This is a genomic window from Promicromonospora sp. NPDC050262 (genome assembly GCF_040655935.1).
Classification (GTDB): domain Bacteria; phylum Actinomycetota; class Actinomycetes; order Actinomycetales; family Cellulomonadaceae; genus Promicromonospora.
Genome location: NZ_JBFAKX010000010.1, coordinates 179,799 through 199,407, shown reverse-complemented (window position 1 = coordinate 199,407; position 19,609 = coordinate 179,799). Strand labels below are relative to the sequence as shown.

General features: G+C 71.6%; 20 protein-coding genes. 4 read left to right on the top strand and 16 right to left on the bottom strand.

Translation table 11 applies throughout. The features are described from left to right. Positions 1–49: 49 nt before the first annotated feature. The 14 genes from AB0I29_RS16850 to AB0I29_RS16785 all read right to left on the bottom strand — a co-directional run bounded on the left by AB0I29_RS16850 (position 50) and on the right by AB0I29_RS16785 (position 14,303). Entirely contained in the window at positions 50–1,384 is a 1,335-nt protein-coding gene (locus AB0I29_RS16850; protein ID WP_285100488.1) for a hypothetical protein, read from the bottom strand. A 2-nt stretch (positions 1,385–1,386) separates the two neighbouring features. Next, entirely contained in the window at positions 1,387–1,956 is a 570-nt protein-coding gene (locus AB0I29_RS16845) for a SigE family RNA polymerase sigma factor (RefSeq protein ID WP_285100489.1), read from the bottom strand. Between the two features lie 556 nt (positions 1,957–2,512). Continuing rightward, positions 2,513–3,916 (bottom strand): hypothetical protein, encoded by a 1,404-nt coding sequence (locus tag AB0I29_RS16840; protein WP_285100490.1) that lies wholly within the window; start codon positions 3,914–3,916, stop codon positions 2,513–2,515. Further along, complete coding sequence (locus AB0I29_RS16835; protein WP_285100491.1) at positions 3,913–4,488, bottom strand: SigE family RNA polymerase sigma factor; 576 nt, start codon at positions 4,486–4,488, stop codon at positions 3,913–3,915. The genes AB0I29_RS16840 and AB0I29_RS16835 overlap by 4 nt, the downstream gene beginning before the upstream one ends. A gap of 181 nt (positions 4,489–4,669) precedes the next feature. Further along, positions 4,670–5,437 carry an amino acid ABC transporter ATP-binding protein gene (locus tag AB0I29_RS16830; RefSeq protein ID WP_285100648.1) on the bottom strand — a complete coding sequence of 256 codons (768 nt, stop codon included), beginning with the start codon at positions 5,435–5,437 and terminating at the stop codon, positions 4,670–4,672. 44 nt (positions 5,438–5,481) lie between these two features. Next, a complete protein-coding gene (locus AB0I29_RS16825; protein WP_285100492.1) occupies positions 5,482–6,456 on the bottom strand; it encodes an amino acid ABC transporter permease in 975 nt (324 codons plus the stop codon). Positions 6,457–6,546: 90 nt separating this feature from the next. Beyond that, entirely contained in the window at positions 6,547–7,476 is a 930-nt protein-coding gene (locus AB0I29_RS16820; protein WP_357483382.1) for an ABC transporter substrate-binding protein, read from the bottom strand. A 292-nt stretch (positions 7,477–7,768) separates the two neighbouring features. After that, on the bottom strand, positions 7,769–7,945 hold the full coding sequence (locus tag AB0I29_RS16815; RefSeq protein ID WP_285100494.1) for a methionine/alanine import family NSS transporter small subunit: 177 nt from the start codon (positions 7,943–7,945) through the stop codon (positions 7,769–7,771). Further along, on the bottom strand, positions 7,942–9,504 hold the full coding sequence (locus tag AB0I29_RS16810; protein ID WP_285100495.1) for a sodium-dependent transporter: 1,563 nt from the start codon (positions 9,502–9,504) through the stop codon (positions 7,942–7,944). Before AB0I29_RS16810 ends, AB0I29_RS16815 begins: the two co-directional genes overlap by 4 nt. A 110-nt stretch (positions 9,505–9,614) precedes the next feature. Then, the gene (locus AB0I29_RS16805; protein ID WP_357483377.1) at positions 9,615–10,883 is read right to left on the bottom strand and encodes an FAD-binding protein; all 1,269 of its coding nucleotides are present in this window, start codon (positions 10,881–10,883) and stop codon (positions 9,615–9,617) included. Positions 10,884–10,960: 77 nt separating this feature from the next. Beyond that, the gene (locus AB0I29_RS16800) at positions 10,961–11,308 is read right to left on the bottom strand and encodes an STAS domain-containing protein (protein ID WP_285100497.1); all 348 of its coding nucleotides are present in this window, start codon (positions 11,306–11,308) and stop codon (positions 10,961–10,963) included. A 296-nt stretch (positions 11,309–11,604) separates the two neighbouring features. Further along, a complete protein-coding gene (locus tag AB0I29_RS16795) occupies positions 11,605–12,072 on the bottom strand; it encodes a YbaK/EbsC family protein (protein WP_357483374.1) in 468 nt (155 codons plus the stop codon). Positions 12,073–12,146: 74 nt separating this feature from the next. Further along, positions 12,147–12,467 (bottom strand): DUF2087 domain-containing protein, encoded by a 321-nt coding sequence (locus AB0I29_RS16790; protein ID WP_285100499.1) that lies wholly within the window; start codon positions 12,465–12,467, stop codon positions 12,147–12,149. A gap of 3 nt (positions 12,468–12,470) precedes the next feature. Beyond that, positions 12,471–14,303, bottom strand: a complete 1,833-nt coding sequence (locus AB0I29_RS16785) for a M15 family metallopeptidase (RefSeq protein WP_357483371.1) — start codon at positions 14,301–14,303, stop codon at positions 12,471–12,473. 318 nt (positions 14,304–14,621) lie between these two features. On the opposite strand from AB0I29_RS16785, the gene AB0I29_RS16780 reads away from it, so the two are divergent. The 3 genes from AB0I29_RS16780 (at position 14,622) to AB0I29_RS16770 (ending at position 16,530) form a co-directional block, all read left to right on the top strand. Further along, complete coding sequence (locus AB0I29_RS16780) at positions 14,622–14,900, top strand: hypothetical protein (protein ID WP_285100501.1); 279 nt, start codon at positions 14,622–14,624, stop codon at positions 14,898–14,900. A gap of 194 nt (positions 14,901–15,094) precedes the next feature. After that, positions 15,095–15,613 carry a hypothetical protein gene (locus AB0I29_RS16775; protein WP_285100502.1) on the top strand — a complete coding sequence of 173 codons (519 nt, stop codon included), beginning with the start codon at positions 15,095–15,097 and terminating at the stop codon, positions 15,611–15,613. A gap of 239 nt (positions 15,614–15,852) precedes the next feature. Then, positions 15,853–16,530: an HNH endonuclease family protein gene (locus tag AB0I29_RS16770; RefSeq protein ID WP_357483367.1), complete on the top strand. Its 678-nt coding sequence runs from the start codon at positions 15,853–15,855 to the stop codon at positions 16,528–16,530. 48 nt (positions 16,531–16,578) lie between these two features. On the opposite strand, the gene AB0I29_RS16765 is transcribed toward AB0I29_RS16770, so the two are convergent. Both AB0I29_RS16765 and AB0I29_RS16760 read right to left on the bottom strand, forming a co-directional pair. After that, on the bottom strand, positions 16,579–17,166 hold the full coding sequence (locus AB0I29_RS16765) for a hypothetical protein (protein WP_357483364.1): 588 nt from the start codon (positions 17,164–17,166) through the stop codon (positions 16,579–16,581). Continuing rightward, positions 17,163–17,621: a hypothetical protein gene (locus AB0I29_RS16760; RefSeq protein ID WP_357483361.1), complete on the bottom strand. Its 459-nt coding sequence runs from the start codon at positions 17,619–17,621 to the stop codon at positions 17,163–17,165. Before AB0I29_RS16760 ends, AB0I29_RS16765 begins: the two co-directional genes overlap by 4 nt. Before the next feature lie 301 nt (positions 17,622–17,922). Between AB0I29_RS16760 and AB0I29_RS16755 the strand changes: the two genes are divergently transcribed. After that, positions 17,923–19,524, top strand: coding sequence for a glycoside hydrolase family 76 protein (locus AB0I29_RS16755; protein WP_357483358.1), 1,602 nt, complete (start codon positions 17,923–17,925; stop codon positions 19,522–19,524). Positions 19,525–19,609: the final 85 nt, after the last annotated feature.

Below are 19,609 nucleotides of genomic sequence, written 5' to 3'. Positions count from 1 at the left end.
TGTTCCCGGCCCGCGCCATCTCCCCAGACGAGACACGGACCGGGAAGTCTTATCCCCCGAAGAGTCCCTCCAGGAGTTCACCGAGACCGAGGGGATCCTCGTTCTCGGGAGCTTGGGTCGGCTCCTCGCTCGGAGCCGGGCTGGGCGACACACCGCCGTCGGGCAGGATCTCGCCCGTCGCGGCGAGCTGCGACGCCTCGCTGATGTCGATCAGGCACAGCCGCCAGACATCGGCGTCCACGCCCTTCGGGGCCTGCCAGAACGCCTTGCCGGTGAGTCCCGGCGGGGCGGTCCAGCTCGTGCCCGTGCGCTGCGCCACGCAGGCCTCCATCGCGGGCACCTCGTTCGCCTGCGGGTCCTCGACCAGCAGCGGCGCGAGCTCCGCGACGAGCGGCGTGGGTTCCGCGGCCTGCGGCGTCGCCACGGTCTTGCCCGCGACGTCGTGGATGACCGCGCACTCGGGCGACGTGCTGCGGCACCAGGACGCGCTCCAGGTGTCCTGGCTCGCGTAGACGAAGCCGCGCGGCTCCGCCGTCGAGCGGTCCACCTGCAGCACGCGCATCCACACGCTGCCGTCGCCGAGCACGTCGAACGGCGTGACCGGGAGCGACGCGCCCGCCTGGGGCGCACCGGCCTCGGACCCCGGTGACGCGGACGCCCCCTGCGCGTCCGCGGCACCATCGGTCTGCGGGTCGTCGAAGACCAGGAACTGGTCTCCCTCCTCCGCACCGGAGGAGAAGCCGAACACGAGGGCCGGACCGCCGTCGGACGGCAGGACCATCGCGTCGGACGTGACGCCGCGCCAGAGCAGGGTTCCACCGAGGTTCCCCGCGCGGAGGTTCTGCAGGGCGGTGTCGCCGCCCGCCAGGACCTCCAGGTCTGTGGCGCTGTGCCGGCCGTCGATCTTCGCCAGGGTCACGACCGCCAGGTAGCGGTCGCCCCCTCCGGCGGGGAGGCCGAGGTCGAGCACAGCGGTGTCCGCGTCGACGCGGTACGCCGCGGGCTGCGCCACGGAGGTCACTCCGGGCGCGAGCTTCGCGAGCTCCGTCGCCAGGTCCGGCGTCGGGATCGCGGTGGCCGACGGCGGCGGGGGGTCGACCTCGACCGTCGCCATCGGTTCCGCCGACTCGAGGGGTGACACCTCTACCGGGGCGCTGCTCCAGAGCCCCGGGATCCCCGGGAGCGCGCCCGCCGCACCGGCGCCGGCCGTGGCCAGCACGAGCGTCGAGGCCAGCGAGACGCCGGCCCGGCGCACGGCGTGCTTGCGCCGGCTCGACCGCAGGACGCCGTCCAGGTCGAGCGTCGACGCGGGCACCGACGCGTGCGCCGACTCGCGGAGCCGGGCGACGAAGTCGTCGTCGGGCGCGCCGTGGGAGAGGTTCATGTTCATCGCGTTCCGCCCAGCGAGTCGAGATCGAGGATCGCGCGCAGGTGGGCGAGGCCGCGCGAAGCCGTGGACTTCACGGTGCCGAGAGGGATTCCGAGCTCGGTCGAGACCTCGGACTCCGAGAGATCCAGGAGATGGCGCAGCACCACGACGCGGCGCTGCTTGATCGGGAGGCGCAGGAGGGCGCGCACGACGGTGTCGCGGTCGTCCACGGTGCGCGTGGGCATCCGGCTCGACGCACGGGCCACGCGGACGTCGTCCTGCGGCAGCTCGTCGGGTCCGGTCAGCACCTCGCGCCGCGTACGGCGCCAGGCATCGATACGCAGGTTCGCCAGGACGCGGCGCGCGTACACCAGCGGGTCGCCCTGGCGGGCCTTGTGCCAGTGCCGGTAGCAGCGCTCGAAGGTCTGCTGCGTGAGCTCCTCCGCACGGTGGGCGTCACCGCTCAGGAGGAAGGCCATCCGGTGCAGTGGATCCTTGGCCTCTCGCATGAACGCGGTGAACTCTTCGTTCTTCGAGACCTGTGCGTTCCTGCGCGCGTGAGTGGCCCTCGGCCGGTCTGTACGCACGGGGAGCGAGGGTACGTCATCCGGCTCCCCCGACCCACCTCGAACCACCGTGAGCGGTCGGGTGGCGGGGACCGGTTCGGCCGCTCCCCTGCGAGGTCTGTCCTTGGTCCTGCCGAGGGTGCCGTTCGACGCGGCCGCGGGCCCGGGCTCCGGGTCGCGCTCGGTCGTGGCTGCCGGGTCGGCGTCTCCGTCGTCCGCGACCGGCACGATCGCGAGCTCCGCCGCCGACCTCGGCGTCGAGGTGGATGAGGAATCTGGGGTGTTCTGCTGGGTGGTCACGTTCTCCAGGTCGTCCGCAGAGCTGGAGTCGGCGCGCACGACGCGCAGGACCACGGGCTTGGGGGCCCGGGACTCTGGCGCTCGAACACGCGGACTCGTGACTGTCACGAACGGAACACGGCCTCACCGGGACGAAGGTTCCATTTTGGTTCAGAGAAATTTTCCGGGCTGTGCGTGGCCGGGGCGGCCGCGCCGTCCGCCCCACGACGAAGCACGTGTCAGACGTACAGGTCACAGGGGTGACCTGTACGTCTGACACGTGCTTGTCCGGGGTGGGTCAGCGGCGGAAGTCCAGCGTCCCCAGGAAGGTGTGGAGATCCCGCAGGCCCTGCTCGCCGCCGTCGAACTCCACCACGAGGAACAGGTTCTCGCCCTGGTCCTCCTGGTGGATGTAGATGTCGACCCAGTAGTAGTCGGTCTCCCCGTCGACGTTGTGCGCGGTCGGGATCACCTCGGCGTAGTCGGCGCCGGGGACGTCGATCATCTGGGACCCCGGGTTTCCGGACGGCGTCCACCAGTTGCCTCCGGGCTTGCCGCCCTGGACGTACACCCGCTCGAGCACGTCCTTGTCCTCGGCGGCCCGCGCCTTCTCCTCGGCTGTGGCGTCGGTCCACAGCTTCAGCGTCTCCTGGTCGATGCCGGGATCCACGTGCATGACCGTCTGCCCGGTCCACTCCACGCCCGGCGAGAACTCGCCCTCGGTCTCCGTCGAGGTCCAGCCCTCCGGCACCGCGAACGTCAGGCCGTTGTGCTCGGTCCGGACCCAGTCGGCCGGGATCCCGCGCTCGATGGCGTCGAGCACCGGGGCCGAGAACTCCGGCAGGTACCAGTCGGGCTCGCCCGCCTCCTTGAGCCAGAGGTTCCCGACGAAGTTCCGCAGCATCTCGTCACCCTCGGCGTTCGCCGTGAACCGGGTGTCGATGATCCAGCCCTCGTCGCCGCTGCGGATGGTGATGGTCGCGGGCCGCACCTTGCCCTCGCGGGCGTGCTGCTCGATGACCACGAGGTCGGCGCCCTCGATGTCGAGCGTCGTCGCGCCCGAGTCCTTCGGCGGCGCGGTCCAGTCCGCGACGTCGAACACGTTGCGCAGCTCGATCGTGGCATCCATGTCGTCGATGGTGCCGGACTCGGCCATGCCGTAGGCCCCCGGGAGATCCGGGGCCAGCCAGCCGGCCACGCCGCCCGCGTTGACGTCGCCGACGGCGATCCAGCCGCCCGGCGGGACCTCGTACCAGAGCCCGCCGAGGATGTAGGGGGCTGCGCCCGCACCCTCGACCACGCCGCGCTCGACGCCCGGGAGCACGGGCAGCGTCCCGCCACCGGTCTCCAGGTAGGTGGTGGGCACGTCGCTCGGTTCCGGCGTCGGCTCTGCCGTCGGGTCCGCCGACGGCGACTGGGTGGACGGGGCCGACTCGGTGGTCGTCTTGACCGTGCCGGGCAGGGGCCCCTGCCGGTCGGCGTAGATCGCCCCGGCCACGCCGATGCCGGCGCCCGTCAGCACCACCGCGGCGACACCGGCCGTCACCGTCGTCACGACCCGGCGCCTGCGCACGGTCCGCACGGCCCGGGTCGCCATGGCCACCGGGTCGAGACCCTCGGGCGGCTCGACGGTCGAGCTGGCGGCCCGCAGGTCGGCGAGCACCGCGGCGTCCTTCTTGGCGTGGATGTCGTGCACGTTCACGATCGGCTCCCTTCGCGGCCGGGCACCACGAGGGTGCGGAGGCGCTCCAGAGCGCGTGAGGCGGTGGACTTGACCGTCCCGGTGGAGATGCCGAGCTCCGCCGCAGTCTCGGCCTCGGACCGGTCGAGCAGGTAGCGCAGCACCACCACCCGGCGCTGCTTGACGGAGAGCGCCAGGAGGGCGCGGACCAGGCGGTCGCGGTCGGCCAGCCCGGCGTCCGACGCCGGGGCGCTCGTCTCGCGCAGGCCGAGCGCCGGCTCGTCGGTGAGCACCTCGCGGCGGGTGCGGCGCCACGTGTCGATGCGGGCCGTCGCCAGGACGCGGCGCGCGTAGGCGAACGGGTCGCCGTCGCCGACCTTCCTCCAGGCCTTGAACGTGCGCTCGAGGGCGAGCTGCACCAGGTCCTTGGCCCGGTGCTCGTCGCCGCTCAGCAGGTACGCGATGCGGTACAGCGCGGGGGTGTTCGCCTGCGCGAACGCCGTGAAGTCGGCGACCGGGTCGAGGCTGGTCCGGACGACGGGGATCTCGCCGGTGCCCTGCTCGGGTTCCAGGGTCACCGCCACCTCGCTCATCCGGTACACCACCGGGTGGTGTGGCCGGCGTGCCCCGGCGTTCGTTCACGGCGCACTGCGCGCCGCATCGTGTGCGTCATGCACCTTAGACGCAGCCGGGGCCCGTCGGGGTTCCGTCCTTTCCGAACGGAAACGTGTCAGATGTACAGGTCACCCAGGTGACCTGTACATCTGACACGGGTCAGAGCACGTGCGCCAGGAAGTCCCGGGTGCGCTGCTCCTGCGGGTCGTCCAGGACCTTGCTCGGCGGCCCCGACTCGACGATGACGCCGTCGTCCATGAACACGACGTGGTCGGCGACCTCCCGGGCGAACCCGATCTCGTGCGTCACCACGATCATCGTCATGCCGGACCGCGCCAGGTCCTGCATCACCGACAGCACCTCGCCCACGAGCTCGGGGTCGAGGGCCGACGTCGGCTCGTCGAACAGCATGAGCTCGGGGTCCATGGCGAGCGCGCGGGCGATCGCCACGCGCTGCTGCTGGCCGCCGGAGAGCTGTGCCGGGTAGTGGTCGACCCGGTCGGACAGCCCCACCCGCTCGATGAGCTCCTGCGCGCGCTGCCGGGCCGCCTTCTTCGAGAGTCCCCGCACCTGCACCGGCGCCTCCATGATGTTCTCGAGCGCCGTCATGTGCGGGAACAGGTGGAACCGCTGGAAGACCATGCCGATGCGCGAGCGCTGCTTCGCGACCACCTTGGGGTGCAGCCGGTGCAGCACACCCTTGGCGTCCTCGCGGTAGCCCATGAGGTCGCCGCCCACGACGACGGAGCCGCCGGTGATCTCCTCCAGCTCGTTGATGCAGCGCAGGAGGGTGGACTTGCCGGAACCGGACGGCCCGAGGATCACGGTGACCTCGCCGCGCGCGACGTCGAGGTCCACGCCCTTGAGCACGTGCACGGCGTCGTGCCCGTGGCCGAAGACCTTGTGCACGGCGCGGACGGACACCATGTCCCTGGAGCCGGCCGGGGCGGCCGCTGCGTCGGAGATGGCGCTCATGGTGTCACGTCCTTGTTCACGTCTTCCTGCACGGTCCCGGCGGCGGCGATCGCCGCCTGCCTGCCGCCGGCCGGACCCTTGCCCCGGCCCCGCCGGCGGGTGGTCGTCCCGAACCCGCGCCCGTAGTACTGCTCCAGGTAGTGCTGGCCCACCATCAGGATCGAGGTGATGAGCAGGTACCAGAGCGCCGCGATGACCAGCAGCGGGATGGGCAGGAAGTTGCGGTTGCCGATCGCGCTGGTGGCGTAGGTCAGCTCGAGCGTGAACGGCACGGCGACCACCAGCGAGGTGGTCTTGAGCATCGAGATGGTCTCGTTGCCCGTCGGCGGCACGATCACGCGCATGGCCTGCGGCAGCACGACGCGCCGCATGATCTTGCCGTCCTTCATGCCGAGGGCCTTCGCCGCCTCGGTCTGCCCCGGGTCCACGGAGGTCAGCCCGGCGCGCACGATCTCGGCGAGGTAGGCCGCCTCGTTGAGCGCCAGGCCGAGAAGAGCCGCCCAGAAGGCGGTGATCACGTCGTCGGTGCGGAACGAGAAGAACTCCGGCCCGAAGGGGATGCCCAGCGACAGCCGCGGGTACAGCACCGCGATGAGTCCCCAGAAGATGAGCTGCGTGTAGATCGGCGTGCCGCGGAAGAACCAGATGTAGACCCAGCTCACCCAGCGCATCACCGGGTTGTCCGAGCGGCGCATCATCGCGAGCACGACGGCCAGGACCACGGCGATCGCCATGGAGGCGAACGTGAGCACCAGGGTCCACATCACGCCCCGGATCACGACGATGTCACGCAGGTAGAGCCAGACCACGTCCCAGCGGAAGTTCTCGTTCGTGATCAGCGCGTTGGCCGCCATCGCGGCCAGGATCAGCACGACCACCGCTGCGACGAGGCGGCCGGGGCGCGGCACGGGCCGCGCGTGGATGCGGTTGGGCACAGGGTCGCTGCCCGACGCGGGTGTCTGCGTCGTCACGTCACCCTTCCTTCCCTCGAAAAGTTGAGTGCACGGTACCCGCGGTCCGCGCCGGGCGCGGACCACAGGTGCCGTGCACCGGCGGACGGGTCACTCGGCGGGGTTGAGCTCCGCCTCGTCCACCACGGCGTCCGCGCTGCCCCAGGCGGTGAAGACCTCGCCCAGGGTGCCGTCGTCGATGAGCTTCTGCACCGCGGCCTGCACGGCCTCGGTCAGGTCCTCGTCGTCCTGCGAGACGACGATGCCGTAGGGCGCCGCGTCCAGGACGTCGCCGATGGTCTCGATCTCGCCGGAGGTCTGCTCCACGGCGTACGCGGTGATCGGCGAGTCGGCGTACATGGCCTGGAGCTTGCCGCCCACGAGGTTGGTCGTGACGTCGGCCTGCGACTCGTAGCGCACGACGTCGATCGGCTCCTCGCCGTCCTTCTCGCACTGCTCGGTGGCCGCGGTGAGCTCGTCGTCCTGGATGGTCGAGGTCTGCACGCCGATGGTGGTGCCGCACAGGGCCTCGGGGTCGAACTCCTCGGGGTTGCCCGCGGCCACGCCGTACTGCGAGCCGGCCGTGGCGTAGCTGATCATGTTCGCCTCGGCGGTGCGCTCGTCCGTGATGGTGAACGCCGAGATGCCCACGTCGTACTTGGAGCCGATGGCGGGGATGATCCCGTCGAACGCGGCCGACTGGACCTCGGCCTCCAGGCCGAGCACGGCGGCCACGGCGCTGATCGTGTCGACGTCGAAGCCGACCGGCGTCTTGCCGTCGACGTCGATGAACTCCGCGGGCGCGTACGCGGTGTCGGAGCCCACGGTCAGGGTGCCCTTGTCCGCGATCTCCTTCGGGAGCAACGCGGCGATCTCCTCGTCGACCTCGACGGACGACGGGTCGAACGACGCCGCGGCGCTGGCCTCGTCGGAGGCTCCGTCGGAGCCGGCGGGCTGCTGCGAGGCGTCGGTGCATGCAGTCAGCACGAGGGTGGCGGCGGCAAGTGCGGCCGCGGCGGTCAGGGCGGGAAGCCTGCGCATCAGGGGTCTCCTGGTCGGGTTTTTTGATCGTCTCGCGAGGCCCCCGGCGACCCGACAGATCTCTGTCATCAGGGGAGCAGAGAACCCGACGGCGCACGTGGCGCCTCGACTCGAGTCTCACCCAACCGTGACTGGTCCCTGGCGTAAACCCGCAAGTTAGAGACCATTGTCACACTGTGATGAAGGGCATGTTTCTGCTACATTTCGCCCAGCTCACAGCGCCTGACCTGCAAAGACGCCGATCCGACGCCGTTCGCGATCCTGACCGTCCGCCCGTGCGGGAATCGGCCCGTCAGGTGTCGTGCTCGACGGGCTTGTCCGGGCGACCCCCGGGGCCGCCGTCGTCCTCCCAGCCCTCCGGCCAGTCCGTCCGGTCGGGCCGCCGCACGATCGCGACGATGCTGGCCGCGAGCCCGCCCCAGAGCACGACGATCGAGATGACCATCAGGATGATGGCTGCGCCGCTCATGACCGACCTCCGTAGCTCGGCCAGACGTCGTACACGTCCGGCTCGACCCGCCACCGCATCCGGGTGAGCACGAAGGCCGCCACGAACAGCACCACCACCGTGCCCCAGCCCACGGCCAGCAGGTACCACCCGGCATAACCCTCGTAGCCGTCCTGGACCAGGCTGACGATCCGGTTGACCAGCATCGCCGCGAGCACCACGGGGCCGAGGACCACGACGCAGAAGGACCACCAGCGGCCCACCGCGATGGTGGAGACCGCGTTCAGGTGGAACCGCATCTCCTCCGTGCGGCGCAGCACCCAGCCCAGCAGCACGCACATCGCGATGGCGGAGAGCACGATGCCGATGTTGTTCGCCCACTGGTCGACCGTGTCGAGCGCGATCAGGCCGGTGGTGGTCGAGAAGGCCACCACCGACAGCACCCCCGACACCAGGCCGATGCGCACCGAGGCCTGCCGGCGGGACCAGCCGAACTTCTCCTGGAACGACGCCAGGACGACCTGGACGATGGAGAGCAGCGACATGAAGCCCGCCATGACCAGCGAACCGAAGAACAGCGCCCCGAAGAGCGGGCCCGCCGGCATCTGGGAGACCAGGGCGGGGAACGTCATGAACGCGAGGGTCGGCCCGCTGATCCCCTCGAGCTCCGCCAGCCCCACCCCCTCCTGGTGCGCGAGGAAGCCGAGCCCGGCGAACACGCCGATACCGGCGAAGATCTCGAAGGCCGAGTTGGAGAACGCGACGACCAGGCCGGGCGACGTCAGGTTGGCGCGGCGCCTGCGGTAGGACGCGTAGGTGATCATGATGCCGAACCCGACCGACAGCGTGAAGAAGGTCTGGCTGTAGGCCGCGATCCACACGTTCGGGTCGGCCATCACCGCCCAGTCGGGCGTGAACAGCGCGTTGAGCCCGTCGGTCGCACCGGGCAGGAACAGCGCGCGCACCACGAGCGTCCCGAACGCCAGGATCAGCAGGGGCATGAAGACGAGGTTGATCTTCTCCAGCCCCTTGGCCACCCCCGCGGCCAGGACCACGATGGTCGCCGCCCAGACGAGCGCCAGCGGGATCAGCACCGCGGGCACGAAGTCGAGCGTGAACCACGGGTCCGCGCCCCCCACGTCGGCCAGCCGGAGGTAGTCACCGGTGAAGAAGGCCACCGTGTCGTCACCCCAGCGCAGGTCGAAGGAGTACACGAAGAAGCTGAGCGCCCACGCGATGATCACCGCGTAGTAGACGGCGATGACGAAGCAGATTGCCACCTGGAACCAGCCGAGCCCCTCCAGCCAGTGCTTCACCCGCCGGAAGGCCAGCGGTGCCCCGCCGCGGAACCGGTGCCCGATCGCGTAGTCCAGGAAGAGGATCGGGATGCCCGCCGTGAGCAGCGCGACGAGGTAGGGCACGATGAACGCGCCCCCGCCGTTCTCGTAGGCCACCCCCGGGAACCGCCAGATGTTCCCCAGCCCGACGGCGGACCCGACGGCGGACAGGATGAACCCCAGCTGCCCGCTGAACTCCTCCCGCTTCTCGGGCGCCGCTGCCGTGCTCTGCGCGTCGCTCATACCCCGATCCTGCGAGACAAACGCCGCGAGCGCGAAAGCAGACGCCCTGGGCAACATTTCACCCGGCCCGGGTTGCCGGCGCGCTCACCGACGGAGCGCACCGGCCGGGCTCACCGGCCGAGCAGCTCCTCCACGTAGCCGCCGCGGAACTTCCCGGCCGGGTCGAGGCGCGCGGCCAGCGCGGCGAAGTCGTCGAACCGCGGGTACAGGGCCGGCAGGTCCGCCACCAGCACGGTGAACAGCTTGCCCCAGTGCGGCCGGGCGCCGAGCGGCAGCAGGACCGCCTCCAGCTCGGGCAGCGCGGCACGCACGGCGGGCCAGTCCTGCCGCCACGTGAAGTGGAGCGCCAGGCTGTCCCCGGGCGCAGTGCTCAGCCACAGGTCGTCGCCCGCGACGGTACGGATCTCGGACGTGAGCAGCAGCGGGCCCAGCCGGTCCCCGAGCGCCCGCACGGCGCGGACGGCGTCGGGCCCCGCCGCGCGCGGCAGCAGGTACTCGGACTGGAGCTCCTCGCCCAGCGACGGCGTGAAGTCCAGGCGGAAGTGCGGCAGCCGCTCGAACCACGGCCCAGGCACCCCGCCCTGCTCGGTGCAGGCGACGGCGGCGACGCCGGGCAGGGGGTGCATCGCGCCGGCGACGGGCGCGGCGCCCAGGCCGGTCAGCAGGTCTGCCGCCGGGGCGGGCCCGGCGGCGCCGGCGTCGTCCACCCGGGACTTGCACCAGACCAGGCGGACGTCGGGCTCGAACCAGCTCGTGAAGACGCTGACGGAGTACGCGCCGCCCAGCACCGCGTCGAGGTTCTCGGTGAGCGCGTCCCAGGGCAGCCCGGTGAAGACGTCCTGGCGCACGTCGAAGGTGGGCACGGTCGCGAGCTCCACCCGGGTCACGACGCCGAGGGCGCCGAGGGCCACCACGGACCCGGGGAAGTCCGCGTCGCCGCGGCGCAGGGTCAGTGCCTCCCCGGAGGCGGTCACGAGCTCCAGCCCGACGACGTCGCCGGAGAGCGAGCGCGTCCCGTCACCGGAGCCGTGGGTGCCCGTGGCGACCGCGCCGGCGACCGAGATGTGCGGGAGGGAGGCCATGGCGGTGAGGGCACGGCCGCTCGCGTGCAGGTCGGCGACGACGTCGCCGTAGCGCAGGCCGGCGCGGACGGACGCCACGCCCGTGGCGGGGTCGACCTCGAGGGCCGGGCGGCCGTCGTCGAGCTGGTCGAGCTGGACGTGCACGCCCGTGGTGTCGGCGACGTCCGAGAACGAGTGGCGGGATCCGAGGGCCCGGACGCGGGGCTCGCCGGCGACGATGCCGGCAAGCTCCGCGAGGGTCCGGGGGCGCTCGGTGCGCGCGGAGGAGTACGTGAGGTTCGCTGCCCAGTTCTTCACCGGACCAGGGTGCCACCCCCGCGTCCGATCGGACGCGGTCGTTCACATGGCGTTCGGTTCAGGGTTCGGTGCAGGACTCAGGCGCTTGCGCCGGCGTTGCGTACCACCGGGATCCGCTGGCTGATACCGACCATGTCCAGGACCTCCATCACCACCGACGACGGCTCGCGGAGCTGGACGGGCGAACCCGTCTCCTCGCCGAGCACGAACACCTGGAGGATGAAGGCGACCCCGGAGGAGTCGATGAACGTGACGTCCCGGGCGTCGACGATGACGGGATCGGGATCGGGTCGTGCGGCGAGCATGGCCATGGCCTCGCTCGCGTTCTCGCGCAGCAGCGCGTCGATGTCACCCCAGAGGGTCAGCACCGTGCCCTCGTAGGTGTTCCGGCAGGCGATACCGGATCCCAGGCGTCCGGGAACCACGTCCTGCGCTGAGTCTGACGGGAGAGGGTCCATGGGGTCATTCGCTCCGTCCTGCATTGGTCGGGCCTCGACTTCGTTGACACTTGCTTCGGTACTACTGACGCGGACGTCAACTTGGACACTTCTTGGTGCTGTCTGACCGCTCCTTGCCCCGGCAGGGCAAGAATTGCCTAGGGCGAGTGTTCACCCGACACCAGGCTTCCGTCCACCCCCCAGGCGTTACGGTCACGTTGCACGGAGGAGAATTACCGTGCTTCCGCGTGCTGCGGTCCGGTTCGGCGCCCGCCGAACGTGGCTCAGGCGGGGTCGGTCACGTCCGCAACCGTGGCGTCGAGCGCCGACGTGAGATCGACGGCATCGACCGTGGCACCCACACCGTGGGCACCTCCGCCGATCGACACAGGCCCCGGCTCTCCGAGCCGTGAGTCCGCGACGACGGGCCACCTGTGCAACGACCCGAACGGGGTGATGGTTCCCCGCTCATAGCCCGTGACCTCGAAAGCCACGTCCTTGTTCGGCATCGACAGCCGCGAGACGCCGAGGAGCGCGCGGAGCTTTGGCCAGGAGATCTGCCGGTCGCCCGGGACGAGCACGAAGAGGAAGTCGTCGTCGGCACGACGCACGACGATCGTCTTGATCAGCTTCGCGGGCTCCACCCCGCGCGCGGCCGCGGCCTCGGCGAGGCTCGCCACCTGTCCGTGCCGGGTGATCTCGAACGGGATACCCGCCGCCTCGAGCGCGGTGACAGCGCGTTCTTCGCTCATGAAATTTCCTATCCTGAAAACGCGAGTCTTCGTTGTCTCGCAATATGGTCAAGACTCTGCTGCGAGATGCCTGCTCAGGCGTCGTACTCGGTGCGCTCGGTGCGCCAGTACTCGGCCCCGTCCCGCGTGCGCTGCACGAGGCCGTGGTCAACCATCGCACGCCGTACCCCCGCGGGGTCGTACGACAGCTCCCGCAGGCGGTCCGTCAGCTCACGCTCGGTCACCGGCTCCAGGAGCGTGGGCAGCGCCTGGACCGCCAGGTACCGCGTCACCGCGATCTTGTCCCGCCAGCGCCGCGGCATGGTCTCCAGTCGACCCGAGCGCAGGAAGCGCCGCGGGTCGCCGGCCGCCTCCGCGCCCGGTGTCGCCCCCCGCTCCGTCGGCTCAGCCGCCATCCGTCAGCTCAGCTCCGGCCGGCGGGGCCGGCGGCTCGACCGGACCACGGTCGCCTTCGAGAGGGTCCCGAGCAGGCTGGACGACGTCGTGGTGCCCGTGCCGTCGTCCGGGTCCTCGTCCGGCGTCGCGCACGGGTCCTCCTCGCCGGTGGCGCCGCCGTCCGTGCCGTCGTCGGCGGCGGTGCCGTCCGTGGCCGTCGTGTCGGAGCTCGGAGCGGCCGACTCGGCCGTCCCGGGCTCGGTCTCCGGGCACTCCTCGGACGGGTCCGGGTCCTCCCCCGTCGGGGTGGACGGCGACGGGCTCGGCGAGGGGTCCGGGGTCGGCTCCTCGCTCGGCTCCTCCGACGGCTCCTCGCTCGGCTGCTCCGACGGCTCCTCGCTCGGCTCCGTCGGGTCCGGGCTCGGCGTGGGCTTCGTCGTCGGGGTCGTCGGCTTGGGCGTCGGCTCGTCCGGCGTGGGCTTCGGGGTCGGCTTCGGCGGCTTCTGCGACGGCGGGTTGTCGCTCGGGTCGTCCGACGGCTTGGTGGACGGCTTGTCCTTGCCGTCGCTCGGCTTCGGGTCGAGCGAGGGCTTGTAGCGCGGGCTCGTGGAGTCGGTGGGCGTCCAGGTACCGACGTCGGACGCGTCGATGGCGCGGTTCGGGATGGAGCCCGCCGCGAAGAACTCGAAGTGCCACGGCTCCGGCTTGGCGCCTCCGAGCTGCGCCCAGGACGGGTTGTCCCAGCCGTAGTCGGGGCCGTGCAGGCGCAGCCAGACGTACTCGGGGGAGCCGCCGCCGGCGATCGGGTTTCCCAGGTCGACGGCGAGACCCCAGCCGTGGTTCGACGTGCCCGGGATCGCCGCGAGGTGCGGCTTGGTGTGCGCCACCGCGACCTGGAGCTCGTAGGACCGGTAGGAGTCCGTGATCGGGATCGGGTAGCCGAACTCCTTCTCGAACTCCACGTTCAGCGCCGTGAACCGCTCGGCGGCGTCGCAGCGCAGCATGTGGCCGGGCGCGAACTCCAGCGGGCACAGCACGTCGGCGGGGATACGCCCGTTGGCGTAGCCCAGGGTGGAACCGCCGAACATGGTCACGACGTCGAGCAGGCTCTCCCGGAGCGAGACCCCGGCGCGCTCGCCGAGCCCCTCGACCTCCACCAGCGCGTTGGGCACCGACGGGTCCAGCATGTTCGCCAGCCGGACGGCGGCGATGACCACCTGGTCGTAGGTGACATAACCGGACTGCGGGTCGGCGGCGTCCGGCTCGATCACGGAGGTGCGGTCGTTCGATACCTGCACGGCGGGCGGGGTGTCCTCGTCGGACGGCGTCCGGGTGTCGTCCTGGTCGGTGTCGCCGCTCTTGTCGGCGTCGTCGTCCGCGCCGCCCTGCCCGGTACCCGACGGCGGGACGTCTGCGTCCTGCGACCCCCGGGCGACCGGGGCGTCCTCGACGCGGAGGCCCTCGTTGTTCTCGCCGAAGGCGAGCTGCTGCATCTGGTAGGTCGTGTAGAGCATGCCGAGCTCGGCCGCGGCCTGGGCGACCGTCGGGCTGAAGTCCGGGCCCTGCTCGCGCGCCTCCTGCTCGGCGCGCTCGAGGACCGCGACGATCTGGCTCAGCGTCACGCCCTCCGGGGCGGTCTCGGTCTCGCCGACGGTCACGCTCTGGAGCAGCCCGTAGAGCCGGATCGGCAGGTCGCCGCCGTCGCGGGAACCCTGCGAACCGGGGACGCTCGCCGCTGCCGTGACCAGCACGCCCGCGGCGATCACGGTCGCGACTGCGCCGGTCCACGCGGTGCGGAGGTACTTGCGCAGTGCCGCACGGGGAATGTGCGGAACGAGCGTCTTCGCTGGGTTCACGCGTCTCCCCCTCGGTCGGTGCGCTGCCTCATCGTGCACAGTGCATGCCGTTCGGATCCTTACACAGCAGTATCACGATCTGGTGAACTCAGGTGGAGTAATTATCGGCGCGCAGGTGAACCACCCTCTCGGAGGGAAGACGCTCTACGCGGCAGCCGGTGACGACCCCACGATCGACAAGAGTAACGATTCGGGCGTACAACGCAATGAAGTCTTCCTGGTACATCTCCGGATGCTTCACACTGACCCGGGTCCGTACGGGCGCAGTCGCGCCCGCAACCGAGCGGCCGGAAGTGTGGCCGTGAAAGGAAGTCCCCCATGACCGAGACTCCCAACGCACCCGCAGTCCAGGGCACCGTCGAGGACCCGCAGTCGAACGTCCTCGCGATCGTCGGCTTCGTGCTCGCGTTCGTCGCGCCCCCGATCGGGATCATCCTCTCGGCGATCGCCGTGTCGAAGGCCGGCAAGACGGGTATCGACAGCAAGCTCGCGAAGTGGGGTCTGGCCCTCTCGATCATCTTCACCGTGCTCTACCTGGTCTTCGTCACGCTCGGCGTCGTCGCGGCCCTGTCGCTCCCGGCCGGCGCGTCCATGTGACCTGAGGTCGCACGCCTCCGGCGCCCGCGTGCGCGCCCGGCAGCACCGTCCACAGCACAGAGGCTGTCGCTCCCCCGCGGGCGACGGCCTCTGTCGCTCCTGAGGCCTGATATCGGTCTATCCAAGACCATTGGGATACTCCACAATATGGCCTGACATTTCCGAAAACCTGCAACCAGGGGAGCACTTCCACCATGACCACGCCCGACACCACGACCCCCGAGGCCACGACGGAAGAAAGCGCGGCCGCGGCTGCCACGGAGGTCGTGGAGACCGAGCCTGCCGAGCCGGCGGCGACGTCCGAGGCGAAGGCAGAGACCACGGCCCCCGCCGGCGAGCCGGCCACCGAGGCGCCCGCCGCCGAGGCCGCCGTCGCCGAGACCGCTCCCGCAGCCCTCGCCGCCGAGGCTCCCGTGGCCACCGCGACCGAGGTCGCCGCCCCGGCCGCCGCAGGCGCCGTCGCCGCGCCCGCCGTCGAGGAGGAAGAGGACCCGCAGACCACCGTCTTCAGCCTGGTCACCTTCTTCCTCGCGGCCCTGCCGATCATCGGCGTCATCCTGAACGCCATCGCGGTCGCCCGTGCCGGCAAGGAGGGCTTCGACCTGTGGCTCGCCCGCTGGGGCCTCGCGCTCGCCATCGTCGAGACCGTCGGCGCCCTGATCCTGGTCGGCATCGGCTACTACTTCGGCCTGCTCACCGCCGGCGCCGTCTGAGCAGCTCGCGGCCCCTCCGAGGTCCGCTCCCACCGAGCCTCCCCCGCGCGGCTTCTCCCCAGACGCCGCGCCGGGCCGCCTCGGCAGGAGCGGACCTCGTGCCGTACGCCGGACCTGACTGCCCCGTAACCCACCAGACCGGGTGAAATTTCGCTAACCTACACATGGTGGTCATTTGGCTGTCATCGGACGCCTCGACCATGAACGGGCCCAGGTCGGTCTCGAGGAAGGTCTGTCCCATGTCGCAGCTCGTCGTCCACCCGGACCCCCGCCGCGGGTCTCGCGTCCGTCATCTGATCGCATGGGTCACGACCCTGGCGCTCGTCGCGCTCCTCGTGACGGTGCAGCCCCAGGCCGCGAGCGCCTACCCGCCCGGCCTCCCGTCCAAGGCGGTGGCGCAGTCGGAGCTCGATGCGCTGACGGTGCGCGCCGAGAGCGCGTCCGCACCGTACGACCGGGATCTCTTCCCGCACTGGATCACGGTGAACGGGTGCACCACCCGCGAGACGGTGCTGAAGCGGGACGGCGACGGCGTGGTTGTGGGCAGCGACTGCTACCCGACGTCGGGCAGCTGGTACAGCGAGTACGACGGCCAGACCCGGACCGCACCGGCCGACATCTCGATCGACCACGTCGTGGCGCTGGCCGAGGCCTGGTACTCGGGCGCGAGCACATGGACGACGGCCCGGCGGCAGGACTTCGCGAACGACCTCACCGGCCCGCAGCTCATCGCGGTCACGGCCGAGGTGAACAGCTCGAAGAGCGACAAGGACCCTGCCGAGTGGGTCCCGCCGCTCGCGAGCAAGCGCTGCGCGTACTCGAAGATGTGGATCCACACGAAGTCGCGGTGGGGCCTGAGCGTGGACGCGGCCGAGAAGGCCGCGCTCCAGCCGCTCCTGAACTCCTGCTCGTACTGAGTCTCCTGCTCGTACCGACCCGCCTTCCCGCGCCGTCGGGTGCCCAGGTCACCGTGTGACCTGGGCGCCCGGCAGGTGGGCGAGGGCGCGGCGCAGCACCTCCTCGGCGTCGAGCACGGCCTGGTAGGCGTCCCGGCACGCGGCGTACCCGGCGCAGGCGGCGTCGACGACGGCGATGGCCGACCGGGACAGCGCGTCGACCTCGTCGGGTTCGGCGCTCCCGCCGACCGAGGAGAGCCCGGCGGCCAGGTGCCGGGCGACCCGCAGGCGGGCGACACCGGTGGTGTGGAGCGTCCGGCCGGACTCCAGGGCCGCCGCGTACCCGTCGAAGGTGTCGGCCACGGCGTCGAGACCGCGCGTCCCGGAGACCGTGCCGGCGCGACCGCGCAGGGCGGTGCCCATGGTCCGCAGGCTCGTCGCGGCGTCGCGGACGGCCCGCGCGCGGCCGCGGACCTCCGCGGGGCTCCCGCCGGGCAGGTGGCCGACGGCCGGCTCCCAGTCGGACGCCGCGGCGCGCAGGTCGCCGACCAGGATCTCGACGTACTCCGGGACGTCCAGGTGCTCGAAGCCCTGGCGCCGGCGACTCAGCTCGTCGATCCGGTGCTCGCACAGGTCGACGAGCTCGCCGAGGCTCACGCCGGGCCTTCGGCCGCGGACCGGGCCTGGCCGGTCGCGTCGGACGTGCGCACCGGGCGGACCGGCAGGGGGCGTGGCCCCGTCGGCCGGTCGGGGCCGGAGGGCTCGACCGGTTCCTCGGTGCCGGCTCCCGCCTCGAACCGCACCGGCGCGGGGCCGGGCGCCCGCTCCCCGGTACCGGCCGGCACGAGCGGCCCCATCACCGACAGGACCCGCTGGATCTTGGCGATCTCGCGGAGCGCGGCGGCCGGGTCGGCCTCCTGGCCCGCCGTGCGCAGCACGTGCCCGACCGCGGCACGGGCCGCCGTCGGGCCCTTCACCACCGCCTCGCCGAGCGCTATGACGTCGGCGAGCCCGGCCAGCCGCACGGTGATGGCGACGCGCCGCGTCGTGGGCCAGCCGACGCCGGCGGCGTTCAGCCGCTGGACCGAGCGGGCGATGGCCTCCGGGCTCACCGGGTGCCCTCCGCCGTGCCGTCGTCGACCCCGCGCTGCTCTGCCATCCAGCTTCCTCTCCGGCGTCCCCGCACGTCACAGGGATTTTCGGCAGCCTAGGCGGCGGGCGACCGGGGCGACATGGGGAGCGATCCCCATCGGACGCCGGATGCCCGCGGCACCGGACCGGTGCCATCGGCGGCCCGGGGGCTGTTGACGGATCATCCCCTTGCCGTGAGTCTGGTCGGGCCGCGGCCCGCGGGCCGCGTTCGCACTGCTCCACTCTCCATCGACGGACGAAGTACGAGCACAGGGAGAACCGATGACAACGCTGTCAGAGACGCCCTCGAACCGCACGCACCGACGCATCAGGAGAAACCCCGGCGTACCGCCCGGGCGGCGGGCCAACAGCCTCGCCGCGGCCCTCGCCGCGGCCTGCCTGCTGGCGGTGCCGCTCGCCCCCGCTCCCCCCGCCGAGGCCGACGCCGCGACGACGTCCGCACCCGTGACCGCACAGGCCGCGACCACCCGGCCGGCGACCACCCGGGCCGCGCAGCTCGCCGAGATCTGCGACATCTACTGCGACGCCAGGGACCCCGCGTCCGCGACCGGCGACCGCGTGCCCGTGACCGCCACGATCCACGGCCGGACTCTCCGGCTGCACGTCTCGGACCCGGACGTCATGGGCTGGGGCTCGATCGAGGGCGGCCAGCCCGGCGACGAGGTGTGGCTGGACCGGTCGTTCGACGGCGGAAAGACCTGGGCGTCCGGCAGCCGGCTCGGCGCCACGACCGTCCCGGGCGGCTCGACGGGCTGGCGCACGCAGATGTACAACGTCGACGACTGGAACAACACCGGCGTCGGCGCGCTGCGTGCCTGCGGCAAGGCGGGCGACCGCGCCGAGATCGCCTGCACGGCCTGGGCCCGCAACGACCGCAACGCGTGGAGCCGGTCCACGCAGGCCGCCACCGCGCTGATGATGCTCTGGGACCGGAACACGGGCCTGTTCGAGACCAACGGCTGGTGGACGGGTGCCAACGCGCTGACCGCCGTCATCGACAACGCCCGGATCAGCGGAATGAACAGCTACCGGTACGCGATCGCGCAGACCTACGACAAGAACGTGAACGCGCGCGACGGCCAGTTCCGCAACGAGTACCTGGACGACACCGGCTGGTGGGGCCTCGCCTGGGTCGCCGCCTACGACCTCACCGGCGACAGCCGGTACCTGAGCACCGCTCGCGCCGACGCCGACCACATGCGGGCGTACTGGACGAGCAAGTGCGGGGGCGGCGTCCAGTGGAACACGGGCATCGCGTACAAGAACGCCATCACCAACGAGCTGTACGTGCAGCTCAACGCGGCGCTGCACAACCGCATCCCCGGCGACACCGCCTACCTGCAGCGGGCGCAGGAGGGCTGGGACTGGTTCGAGGCCAGCGGCATGATCAACTCCGGCAACCTGGTCAACGACGGGCTGAACGACTCCTGCGTGAACAACGGCGAACCCACGTGGACCTACAACCAGGGCGTGATCCTCGGGGCCCTGGCCGAGCTGCACCGGGCCACCGGCGACGCGGCGCTGCTGGAGACCGCCCGCGACCTGGCCGACGCCTCGACCACGTCCTCGTACCTCAACCCCGGCGGGATCCTCCGCGAGGTGAACGAGGGCGACGACTGCCACAGCGACGGCGCCTCCTTCAAGGGCGCCTACGTGCGCGGCCTGGGCAAGCTCAACGCCCACCTGGCCGACCGTCCGTACGGCGCGTACCTCGACCGGCAGGCCGACGCCGCGTACGGCAACGACCGCGACGCGCTCGGCATGTACGGCCCGCACTGGGCCGGGCCGCTCGTCCGGCCCGCGTCGGGGCACGGCTGCCAGCACGGGGCGCTGGACCTGCTGAACGCGGCGGAGGCCGGCTAGACCTCGTGTCAGACGTACAGGTCACCCCTGTGACCTGTACGTCTGACGTGGCAGGGACTCCGGCGGGAGCGCGCGGCAAATCATC